Origin of the sequence: Paraglaciecola sp. (assembly GCF_039942875.1) — a bacterium.
Lineage (GTDB): Bacteria > Pseudomonadota > Gammaproteobacteria > Enterobacterales > Alteromonadaceae > Paraglaciecola.
Window position 1 is genome coordinate 231053 of sequence record NZ_JBDVBQ010000044.1, and the last position, 10619, is coordinate 241671.

The window sequence follows — 10619 nt, forward strand, 5'->3', positions numbered from 1 at the left end:
CCTAGCTATAAAAAGCCTCTACCTTACCTTTTTGAGTCATAAGTAAAGGTTGGCCCCTTCGGTCTAACGCTTTAGGAGAAGGTATTTTAATCCACCCTTCGCTAATACAATACTCTTCAACATTAGTACGCTCTTTGCCATTCAAAAGAATACCAATTTCATATTCAAAAAAATCTTCGTTATAGAAAGGGCTTCGGGAGTTACTAGAAAGGCGATCCGGGACTTCAGGTCTAGTCGTAGTATCTGTCATGTTTATTACCTAAAGTAGAAAATCACGTCATTGTAGACGTAATAACTACCGTGCTCAAGTAACTAAAACACACTGTTGTTATAACTCAAGCTTAGGAATGAAGTCTCTGTGTGACCAACCAATCAATTAAGTTTGGATCTAGAAAAAAGTTTTCGCCGACCTCATGCCCTACGTCTTCTAGTTCTTTATAAATTACTTTACCACCGGCATCTTGAATTGCTTTAACATTTTGGCGCGCTAAAGCATTAGTACTAATATGGTCGTCTGACCCTTGATACATCCATATATTCATTTTAGCTAGTTTTGGCGCATCACTTGGGACTATCACTGCTGACCCTGCCGAGGCAGCTATCGCTGAAATTTTATTAGAGTGTTGTGCGCCATATCTCATAGCACCTTCACCACCCATAGAATGGCCAGTAAGGCTTACCTTAGATTGGTCAATATTGTAATTGCTTAACACATATTGAATAGACTCAGTTAAGTAATCTGACACATTAGGAGCTGACTCTGTGCCAAAGGTACTTAACCTCCAATTGGTTTGAATTGGTTTGGCGGGTATGTGCGCCCACACTTTATCCCCTAAACACAAAGGTAATAAAACGACAGCTGGAAATTCTTTCTTATACTCATTAATCGCTAACCGAATCAATTGATGATTAGCGAATCGAATATCAGCATCGCAAAATCTCTCGCCTCCACCATGTAAGTAGACAATTAAGGGCCACTCCTTAGATGGGGAATAGCCTTCTGGAATAAATAAACCGGCAGTTCGTTCTACACCTTTTAGGTTAAAAGTAATTTTCTCAAAGTGCACCCCTCTAGGTGGAACCCCTTTTGAAGGAACCAAACTATAGATCAATGGCGTAATTAGCCTTTTTATATTTCGAAAAATCCGTCCCATTACCATTCCGTATTAACCCTTATAAAATCTCTCATCTGTTGCTTTTCCACCGCAGCTAGCAATATTTTCTTACAACGTTGTATTACTTAGAGTCAGCCACTTGATTACTCATTTTTTACATTTTAAAATTATGTATTCCATTTTGCCAAACATCCCAATTTTTAACTATTCGGTCGACTACTTGACTCCCTACTAAAACGATGTTTTCTAAGGTTTCTGTAAACCCTCCAGCGGTTTCACCGGGTGCAGGGTCAAGGTGCTCTAAGGTATTTTCGTTTTTATGCCCTTGATCAAAATTAACCGATCCTCGTAAACTTAAAATACGTTCAATGCCATGTAACCTGCTGATCACCTGTGTTATCGCTGCAGCCTCCATCTCAGTCGAAATATACTCATCTGCGCCATACAGCTCTGCTATATATTGAGCTTCTTTTGACAAGCCAGGTCCATGAAAAAACGTATCACCTGTCATATGGGTACCCACCAATACTTTAGGTGAACGTCTAGCCTGAGGGTGTGAATAGCGCATTCGGTATGCTTGCGCTGAACTCGAATCTTTTAGCCTTACCTCGGACGTTAGCTTATATACCCAAGCAATTAACTGGGGGTTCAGTTGATAACGTCTTATATTTTCATAGCCTTTACGAGGCATGAACACCGGCGCACCGACTTCTCCTTCTTCTGGTGCCCAGCGATGGCCTAGATCGTAATCAACTAGCCAACTTCCCCAAGTTACATCAGCAATGGTGCCTTTATTCGGAGGAGTCCCCCCAACACCACTTAGAACAAAATAAGTTTTATCAAAATTAAAGTTGGAATTAAGCAATATAGCTTGCATTGAAGCCGATGACGCGACTTTTCCCATACCTAAAACAGCGCCGCACACCCCAGATTTATTACAATAAACAGGCCGCTGGGAACCTCTAACGTCAATGACTTGAGACTCTAAAAAATACTTTTGATACCAATATTGAAATTCGCCAGGTTTATCACCCGTATTAGCACCAACTTCAAACATAGCTGCTACAAAAACCTTTACGTCTATAGGCTTTTCATCTGCTCGGCTAATACTGCAATAAAATGCATAAATAAAAACACTACCGATAAATACTATACGCTTAATCAAAATTTCTACCTTTGCACATTTTGTATGTCACTTAATAACTTACCGCTTTAGATACTTTTTGAAGATTATTAGTAAATTCCTGAGGCTCAAAAACTAGCGGCAACTGCACTAATTTATTGGCATTGTCATCTAACACTAACAGTGTAGGAAACCCCTCTACGTCATAGGTATCGCGAAAACTTTCTCCTTCAGGTGTGTCGTATTCAATGCGTGCAAATACATAACTCTGCTGTATATGAGCTTTAACTATTTCACTGCTAAATATTTCTTTATCTAGTCGTCGACACGTTGGGCACCAAATAGCAGACATATCAGCCAGTACCAATTTTTGAGTGCTTTTTGCGACCTCTAAAGCATCTGGCAATGACATAACCTTTAGGCCAGTAGACGCTATTGCAGACTGTCCAAGGTAGCTCTGCACTGTTTTATTACCCCAATAGCCTGCAACAGATAATGCAACAACAACGGCGAAGCCTATCCCAACCTTTTGTAATAAACGCCGCTGCGATTGCTTTGATGAACGAATTGACATCTAGTACTCCGGTTTTATTTCTAGTTTTACGAGTGTACTTTACAAAAATCAAAAATGTTATTTACTACAGCTTTAATACCATTAGCTCTAGAATCACTCAAATACCGAGCTAAGCCAATTGAACGTAAATGCCCATCTAGGTCAAATGTTAAAACTGCGGCAGGGGTTTTACCTTCAAGGGCTTCAAAAATAATCGCCAGTAATCCCCTTACAATTTTACTAGGGGAGTCACCTTGAACCTTTAATACTGTATCATTTAGCAGACACCTCACCCATACTTGGCTTTCACAGCCAAACACTTCTAAATCTTTAGTATGTTGCTCTTGTGTTAAGCGGGGTAAGGTTTTGCCGGCTAACATTATTTGTCGGAATTTCTCATCCCAACTTTTAGCGTCAGCAATAGCTTGAGCCAACTCGCTTTGAGTGTCTATTTGTGTATCTACTGACTTAACAGCCTCACCTTTAGTAAACAAATCAATACCTGCTACTAAAGCCTTGATAAATTTATCTAATTCTTGTTCAGTGTTATAACAATGAATTGATACACGTATCGTGCCATTAATACCAAGAGCAGCCATTAATGGCATGGCACAGTGGTGACCGACTCTTACAGATATATTCTGTGTATTTAAATAGCTTCCTAAATCATAGTGAGTCACCCCACTAACAGTGAAAGAAAATGTCGCTATTTTATTATTATGATCGCCCCAAATAGTTAAGCCTTCAATCTTAGATAAGCGCTGTTGCAAGTAACACTTTAAATGGGCTTCTTGTTTTACAATCCCATCTCTATGTTCTTGAATAAATGAAGTCGCGACAGCAAAACCTAATACACCCGCCACATTAGGAGTGCCTGCTTCAAACTTAAGAGGCGAGCCAAGAAACTCAGTGCCTTCAAAGCTCACTGTTTTAATCATTTCTCCACCTGTTTGGTAAGGCGGCATTATTTCCAATAAAGCTAGCTTGCCATAAAGTACGCCTACCCCAGTAGGCCCAAACATTTTATGGCTACTGAACACGTAAAAGTCACACCCTAATTCTTGTACATCGACTTGGATGTGACTAATAGCTTGAGTGCCATCAACAACGGTTAATGCTCCTACAGCTTGAGCCTTAGCGATAATTGGTTTTACAGGATTTATATTTCCAAGGGCATTCGATACATGACCTATAGCCACCAAGGCAGTATTTTGATCAATAATCTCTAAGCCTTTATTTATGTCTAGTACACCATTATCGGTTATTGGCATCACTTTAATTTGTAAGCCCATTTGTTGCGCCAGTATTTGCCAAGGCACTATGTTCGCATGGTGCTCTAGGGCAGATATAACAATATTTTGCCCTTTTCTAAATGACGTTCGAGGTATACAGGCAGCCAATAAATTAATACTTTCAGTCGCGCCTTTCGTCCAAACAATTTCTTTACTATCTGCAGCATGAATAAAGTTTTGTAAAACTACCCTAGCCTCTTCAAATTTTTGGGTCGTCTCTGATGCCTGTTTATAACTCGATCGATGCACATTCACAGAAGATTGATAGTATTGCTCTGTAATGTCTATAACGGTTTGTAATTTTTGAGTTGTTGCAGCGCTGTCTAAATAAACCCAACTAGCATTCGTTGAACGTGTAAAAGTGGGAAAGTACTGCCTGAACGGATTAGGTGACATATTCAATTTCTATAGATGTTTGGTTGTTTTATTATGATTGCCATTTTGCTGTCGAATTAATTCGACCAAAGTCACAATTTTAATATTAGATAATTGGCGATAATCAAAATATGGGCAAACTATCAGCTTTGCCTTAGGTACAATCGCAAAGTCATCATTAATCCACTCTAGCGATAACCCAAGGCTTTTAGCATAGGCTTTCCCCATGACTATATGAATATCATCATTAAATAGTTGAGGGGGTGTAAATAACAGACTGGTATTTGACCCTGCTTGCAGCAGATATTTATCTCTGAACTCTTGCCAAGTTGTAGCCTTATGCACAGACACTAAGTCCTCACAGTTAAGTGCGAACAATACCTTAGCGTAAACATTAAATACTTTGCGCCAACCATTGCCACAAGCTTTACCTATTGCATCTAATTCTCCGCCCCCCAAAGGGGTTAATTTGGGGGTAGTCTGAAAATCTGCAAAATTAGGACGGTTGGCTATATACACCTTAAAATGAGCGTTTATATCACCCAAGCCTGTTTCAATCATAAAGCCGAATACTTATTCAGTATCGGGTTTGGATAAGGTTCCTAAATCTTCCTCAATACAATCCAGCATTTCTTGGGCGTCTAACATTATGCCTTCTTCTTCATCAGCAAGAGGAAAAACCAGCACTAAGGTATTATTCTTTTTCATGCCAGGTAACCAAGTACCTAACCACTCTGGAAAAGCGATTTGTTTGGGTTCACTCGCAGGGTCATCGGCTTTCTTCCAGGCTAAAGCAAACTCTTTGTGGGGCCAAACAGGAAAACACGCATCTTCATCGGCTCTTAGCATCACCCAGCCATTTTCACCATAAAGTCCCCACAGGTTTTGCGTCTCATACATTTTTTCTAATGCATACTCAAACCTTTGTTCAGGGGACATTTTACTTAAGTCTTGGAATACGTCTTTTGGTAAATCACTCATTATTAAGAGCCTTTCTTAATTACTTTATATTGGCGGTATTTTAACGTGGAAGCAGCATAACTGTCTTGTTTAGTTTTGACTATTTGCAACGACATTTGGGTTATTTTTAAATTCACTGTGCAAGATAGAATAAACGGCATGATCCACAAATTTGTCATACAACCATTCGCATTCACGTAAGGTTGCCTCAAAGGTTAACCCTAAACGCTCTATTACGGCCTTACTTTTATGGTTTTGTGTTGCACAGCGAATTTCAATTTTATGTAGTTGTTGTTCGTTAAATCCGTAATCTAATAATTGATTCACAACCTTAGTGGTAATTCCTCTTCCGATGTAAGATTGACATAACCAATATCCTATTGTGCCCCAGCGATTGACGTGGTCCAACTGATTAAACCCCGCCACCCCAACCAATTCTTGGTTATATAAAATAACGAATGTTGAGGCTTGGTTATGATTATGTTGATGTATAGCGGTTTCAATAAAGGTTTCCGTATCTTCATAGGTTTTTACCAGGTCAATCCAACCGAGCCACTGTTTTAAGTGCTCTCGATTTCTATCAGTTAGTTTGAATAGCGCTTGAGCATGCTCGGGGCTAATATGTGTGATTTGAATGCTTGAGTTCACCTGAAATTTCATGTTTTAACTGTTCTATATCACCAAAAAAAGCGATGATATTACAATAGCTCATACTTTTTCACGGGATATTTTTGCCGCATATTAATTCTGTAGATATTTTACGTAAACAACAACAAGCATTATCCACTAAAGATTTTAGAGCCAGAGGCTACAAAATTACGCGTTGTGATAGATGTCTGATCCCAGTCGATAACTGTATCTGTTCACAAAGACCGACTATTGAAAGTAAAGCAGCGTTTTGTTTATTGATGTACAAAAGTGAATATTATAAGCCTAGTAATACCGGTAGAGTGATTGCTGATGTCATAACAGATAACTATGCCTTTAAATGGGATAGAGTCGCTCCAGATCCGCAGTTTTTAGCGCTGTTGGATAACCCAAAATACGCTCCCATTTTAGTGTTTCCTCACCAACATGCCACGCCAGAAAGATGCATAGATACCCCCCAACAAGCATTGATGAATCAAGCAAAGAAAGTCCCCATGTTTATTATGCTTGACGGCACATGGAGAGAAGCGAAAAAGATGTTTAAAAGTCCTTCTTTAGCTGACATCCCAGTACTAGGAATTGCACCAGAAAAAGCCTCTTCTTACCAATTGAGAGAAGCGGCCCATGAACACCAATTATGTACAGCAGAAGTGGCTGTAGAAGTATTAAAGTTAGCAGATGACAAGGCTTCAGCTGAAGCATTACATGACTATTTTCAGATATTTAGACGGGCGTATATTAAAGGTAAGCCCCATTTAACGTTCGTATAAATCATGTCCCTACAAAAGCAAAGTACTTACGGCCTTCCCTACCAGATATGTTGGAATGAATCTTATTGATATGTTTAATTTCTTTCCAGTGATCCAATCGCCTCCCCATATTTAAATGCGGGAACACTTGGTTTTTAGTATGAGGCAAATTTAGAAAGTCTAAAAGTTGCGACATGCTATTGCTGTCAGCTATATCGATGCTAAGCAGGTTATCTCGGCCATTAAAATATTCTTGCACGGCATTTTCGTGTTCCTGGTAACAAGCTTTCAAATCCGTGTAATTTGGAGCAGTAACGGTGTCTATCAGCTTAAATGTCTGTTCAAAACAGCGTTTTAAGATAGGGCTAACATACGTTTGATTATGAAATGTAGGTATCAATTTACTTAGGAGCATAATAATAGACGGCAACCAAGCATCCAAATTACGCCGTAAATATATGAACTTCGAATTTGGAAACTGCTCATCAAGCTGCTGATAATCGCAAAAACAAGGGCAATCAGAAATCACATCAGCCAATTCAAAGGTGCGTTTAGTGTAACCAATATGTGCCACCTTAAAGTAATCCAACAACGCGACACTAATACTCGTTGTGCCAGTTCGAGGCAGGCCAATGATAAAAATTTTACTCACCAAGCTTCATTCAACACACCTTTTTTGTTGATAGCGCGAAAGTGTAATACACAGACAATTAATAAAATATCAAGAATCACACATACCTTATTCCAATAAATCACATCAACTTACCTGCCTATAATTTGAATCAATGGCCAATTACAGGCTATGGTTGATTAACACATTATTTACAATAACGCAGAAGGCTACCTTTTATGAAACTAGAATCTTTAGCATTACATCATGGCTATACCTCAGAAGAAACGACCAAAGCTGCCGCCGTTCCCATTTACCAAACTACCTCTTATACCTTTGACAACACTCAACACGGTGCGGATCTATTTGACTTGAAAGTACCGGGAAACATCTACACACGAATAATGAACCCAACAACAGCCGTGCTTGAAGAGCGAGTAGCTGCAATGGAAGGAGGAATTGCTGGATTAGCTGTGGCCTCTGGCATGTCGGCTATTACCTATGCGATTCAATGTATTTGTACAGTAGGAGATAACATCGTAAGTACCAGCCAATTATATGGTGGTACCTATAACTTGTTTGCCCATGCCCTCCCTAATCAAGGTATCGAAACTCGCATGGTAGCCCATGATGATTTTGCAGGTTTTGAAGCGGCAATTGATGAAAAAACCAAAGCTATCTTTTGTGAATCTATAGGTAACCCTGCGGGTAACGTAGTCGACTTACAAAAATTGGCAGAAATTGGGGCAAAACATGGTGTACCACTGATAGTTGATAATACCGTTGCCACACCGTTTTTATGTCGCCCCATTGAACACGGCGCCGCAATTGTAGTGCATTCTTTAACTAAATATATTGGCGGCCACGGTACATCTATTGGCGGTATAATTGTCGACTCAGGCAAATTTGATTGGGTTGCAAATAAAGAGCGTTTCCCAGTCTTGAACCAACCAGACCCGTCTTATCACGGTGTAGTTTATACCGAAGCATTAGGCCCAGCCGCTTATATTGGTCGCTGCAGAGTCGCGCCACTTAGGAACACTGGTGCCGCTATTTCCCCTACCAATTCATTTAATATTCTTACGGGCTTAGAAACCTTAGGTTTACGAATGGAAAGGCACTGCGAAAATGCAGAAAGACTCGCTGAGTACTTAAATAATCACCCCAAAGTTAGTTGGGTAAATTACGCCGCATTAGTAGATAGTCCATACAAGGCTACATGTGAAAAAATCACTTCAGGTAAAGCCTCAGGAATACTAAGCTTTGGTATCAAAGCAAGTGATAAGGTTGATAGTAAAGTTGCTGGCGGTCAATTTATCGATGCTTTACAAATGATTTTAAGGTTAGTGAACATAGGCGATGCAAAATCCTTAGCTTGCCACCCTGCATCGACTACTCACAGACAACTTAACCCAGAAGAGTTAGCGGCAGCAGGTGTGAGTGAGGATTTAGTGAGAATATCTGTGGGTATTGAAAACATTGACGATATCATTGCAGACGTGAGCCAGGCCTTAGATGCAGTCCAGTAGATTAAGCTAAGCCGAATAAAAACCACTTATCATCTTCTTACGATAAGTGGTTTTTATATTACAAATAATCAAGATGTTTTACAGGCCAGTTTGTAATAATTATTGTTGTTATAGTCAAACTCCTTGATAACTTTCAATGAAGTTTTTCTAGTATGAGCTTCGTAAGAGCGGGGGTTTATCTTGTTAATAAAGGTTACCAATATAGGGTAACGTTTAGCCATTTCTGCACGGGCAAACTCAAAAATAAGCTCAAACACGCCTTGACCTCTTACGGCTTTATCTACACAAACAGGACCATATTGATAAGAGTTATCTTGGGTAACTCCTGCATCTAAACACTTTGAGTCATCTAAGTGCTCAATCATATAAGCAAACATGGGCCACTGACTCCAAAATTGCCAAGACGCTGCCATAGCATAAGCTATAATTTTGTTATCTACACTGGCAATAAACAGCCCACACTCATCTTTAATTAAACTTGTCAGGTGCGCTACAGTGAAGGCAGTGGTAATAAAACCGTCACTTTTATCTTCAGCACTAATAGAATCGACTTGATACCGAAAATGTAACGCTAATATCTCATCTATATGCTCTAAGGTAGCAACCTTTAATTCTATATTCATGGTACGTCCATTATCTAAGATCCACAGTAACTTTATTATTACGTACCGGTGAGATATTTTGAACCTCACTTGCATGTTTTACCTTAGTTATATAACGTCTTTTATATATTGTATATTCAAGCTTTTACCTGAATAACCCAATCTCAATTTAGCAACTAACATGACAGACATAAGCCCTCATTTATAGTGGCAAAGAATACTTACTAATATCTAAAATAGTGATTGTGATAGCCCTGCAGTATCGCAATTCACTTTTATTACATCTCTACTCTAACCAAATTAAGTAAGATGCTCATAAACTAACAGTCGCTTATTAATAGGCTAATTCACTTTCATAGTTTTTGCACAATTATGCTTAATAGTATTGATAATATTAAGTAACAAATTCTTACAAACCGTTGAGATAGACCTAATGAATAAACTTCCGATTTACGCAGGATTTCTAGCATCAGCCATATCCCTAGCTTTGACTGGGTGCAGTGATGGCACAAATAATACTGTTGATGATGTTATAGAAGATGTAATAGATGACTCAGATGACGATGCTGAGACCAGTGATGACAGTATTTTATCGGTAGACACGTCTTTATTTGCATCAGACTCTCTAGTTTCCGTTGAAACGGTTGATTGTACTTTATCAAACGGAACTGAAACCAGTTGTTACTCCATCACTGTTTCGGGCTTTCCAGCTGATAGAACAGAATTAGGAGACTTTTGTCCAGATACTATTGAAGCAACCGCTGATGAAGGGGGGAAATGGTTTGATGATGGTGTACTTTACGACCTTACTGGCAGTTTTATAGAAAACTTAGATGTGTTTTATGGGGATAGCTATTGGCAGCTTTATGACGAAGATACGGGCCTTATAAACATCACCGACACCCAAGTAGCCTGCGAAGCCGCGGCGCAACCTCAGGTTGAAGCCCAGTACTATAACCATTGTGTTCAATGTGACCTCGATTACTTTGCAGATGAAGTCGGTGGTGGCGTAGCGAGTACATACCTTATCCCGGTTACACCGGTATTCCGCAGTAGTGCTGGT

12 protein-coding genes and 1 pseudogene are annotated in these 10619 nt (G+C 39.4%); 3 read left to right on the forward strand and 10 right to left on the reverse strand.

Going from position 1 to position 10619, the window contains the following annotated elements:
- Nucleotide 1: 1 nt before the first annotated feature.
- The 8 genes from ABJE44_RS15355 to ABJE44_RS15390 all read right to left on the reverse strand — a co-directional run bounded on the left by ABJE44_RS15355 (nucleotide 2) and on the right by ABJE44_RS15390 (nucleotide 6078).
- A complete protein-coding gene (locus ABJE44_RS15355; protein ID WP_348120821.1) occupies nucleotides 2-250 on the reverse strand; it encodes a DUF3297 family protein in 249 nt (82 codons plus the stop codon).
- 91 nt (nucleotides 251-341) lie between these two features.
- Nucleotides 342-1154: an alpha/beta hydrolase-fold protein gene (locus ABJE44_RS15360; RefSeq protein WP_348111366.1), complete on the reverse strand. Its 813-nt coding sequence runs from the start codon at nucleotides 1152-1154 to the stop codon at nucleotides 342-344.
- A 115-nt stretch (nucleotides 1155-1269) separates the two neighbouring features.
- Complete coding sequence (locus tag ABJE44_RS15365; protein ID WP_348111488.1) at nucleotides 1270-2283, reverse strand: purine nucleoside permease; 1014 nt, start codon at nucleotides 2281-2283, stop codon at nucleotides 1270-1272.
- Nucleotides 2284-2311: 28 nt separating this feature from the next.
- The gene (locus tag ABJE44_RS15370) at nucleotides 2312-2812 is read right to left on the reverse strand and encodes a thioredoxin family protein (RefSeq protein WP_348111365.1); all 501 of its coding nucleotides are present in this window, start codon (nucleotides 2810-2812) and stop codon (nucleotides 2312-2314) included.
- A 26-nt stretch (nucleotides 2813-2838) separates the two neighbouring features.
- Nucleotides 2839-4479: a SufS family cysteine desulfurase gene (locus ABJE44_RS15375; RefSeq protein WP_348111364.1), complete on the reverse strand. Its 1641-nt coding sequence runs from the start codon at nucleotides 4477-4479 to the stop codon at nucleotides 2839-2841.
- A gap of 9 nt (nucleotides 4480-4488) precedes the next feature.
- Entirely contained in the window at nucleotides 4489-5019 is a 531-nt protein-coding gene (locus ABJE44_RS15380; RefSeq protein ID WP_348111363.1) for a hypothetical protein, read from the reverse strand.
- 12 nt (nucleotides 5020-5031) lie between these two features.
- Nucleotides 5032-5439, reverse strand: coding sequence for a DUF2750 domain-containing protein (locus ABJE44_RS15385; RefSeq protein WP_348111362.1), 408 nt, complete (start codon nucleotides 5437-5439; stop codon nucleotides 5032-5034).
- 69 nt (nucleotides 5440-5508) lie between these two features.
- Nucleotides 5509-6078: a GNAT family protein gene (locus tag ABJE44_RS15390; protein ID WP_348111361.1), complete on the reverse strand. Its 570-nt coding sequence runs from the start codon at nucleotides 6076-6078 to the stop codon at nucleotides 5509-5511.
- 71 nt (nucleotides 6079-6149) lie between these two features.
- On the opposite strand from ABJE44_RS15390, the gene ABJE44_RS15395 reads away from it, so the two are divergent.
- A complete protein-coding gene (locus ABJE44_RS15395) occupies nucleotides 6150-6836 on the forward strand; it encodes a DTW domain-containing protein (RefSeq protein ID WP_348111360.1) in 687 nt (228 codons plus the stop codon).
- A gap of 1 nt (nucleotide 6837) precedes the next feature.
- Here ABJE44_RS15395 and ABJE44_RS15400 read toward each other — a convergent pair whose 3' ends face one another.
- A complete protein-coding gene (locus tag ABJE44_RS15400; RefSeq protein ID WP_348111359.1) occupies nucleotides 6838-7467 on the reverse strand; it encodes a sulfotransferase in 630 nt (209 codons plus the stop codon).
- 197 nt (nucleotides 7468-7664) lie between these two features.
- Between ABJE44_RS15400 and ABJE44_RS15405 the strand changes: the two genes are divergently transcribed.
- Nucleotides 7665-8954, forward strand: a complete 1290-nt coding sequence (locus ABJE44_RS15405) for an aminotransferase class I/II-fold pyridoxal phosphate-dependent enzyme (RefSeq protein ID WP_348111358.1) — start codon at nucleotides 7665-7667, stop codon at nucleotides 8952-8954.
- A 68-nt stretch (nucleotides 8955-9022) separates the two neighbouring features.
- Here ABJE44_RS15405 and ABJE44_RS15410 read toward each other — a convergent pair whose 3' ends face one another.
- Complete coding sequence (locus ABJE44_RS15410) at nucleotides 9023-9577, reverse strand: GNAT family acetyltransferase (RefSeq protein ID WP_348111357.1); 555 nt, start codon at nucleotides 9575-9577, stop codon at nucleotides 9023-9025.
- 412 nt (nucleotides 9578-9989) lie between these two features.
- Here ABJE44_RS15410 and ABJE44_RS15415 point away from each other — a divergent pair.
- Nucleotides 9990-10619 (forward strand): annotated as a pseudogene (locus ABJE44_RS15415) (hypothetical protein); the annotation flags it as partial.

Bases quoted from the DNA above. Each gene is read 5' to 3' on its own strand.
- ABJE44_RS15405 (WP_348111358.1), top strand. From the start codon at position 7,665: ATGAAACTAGAATCTTTAGCATTACATCATGGCTATACCTCAGAAGAA.
- ABJE44_RS15410 (WP_348111357.1), bottom strand. From the start codon at position 9,577: ATGAATATAGAATTAAAGGTTGCTACCTTAGAGCATATAGATGAGATA.
- ABJE44_RS15385 (WP_348111362.1), bottom strand. From the start codon at position 5,439: ATGAGTGATTTACCAAAAGACGTATTCCAAGACTTAAGTAAAATGTCC.
- ABJE44_RS15375 (WP_348111364.1), bottom strand. From the start codon at position 4,479: ATGTCACCTAATCCGTTCAGGCAGTACTTTCCCACTTTTACACGTTCA.
- ABJE44_RS15355 (WP_348120821.1), bottom strand. From the start codon at position 250: ATGACAGATACTACGACTAGACCTGAAGTCCCGGATCGCCTTTCTAGT.
- ABJE44_RS15390 (WP_348111361.1), bottom strand. From the start codon at position 6,078: ATGAAATTTCAGGTGAACTCAAGCATTCAAATCACACATATTAGCCCC.
- ABJE44_RS15360 (WP_348111366.1), bottom strand. From the start codon at position 1,154: ATGGGACGGATTTTTCGAAATATAAAAAGGCTAATTACGCCATTGATC.
- ABJE44_RS15370 (WP_348111365.1), bottom strand. From the start codon at position 2,812: ATGTCAATTCGTTCATCAAAGCAATCGCAGCGGCGTTTATTACAAAAG.
- ABJE44_RS15380 (WP_348111363.1), bottom strand. From the start codon at position 5,019: ATGATTGAAACAGGCTTGGGTGATATAAACGCTCATTTTAAGGTGTAT.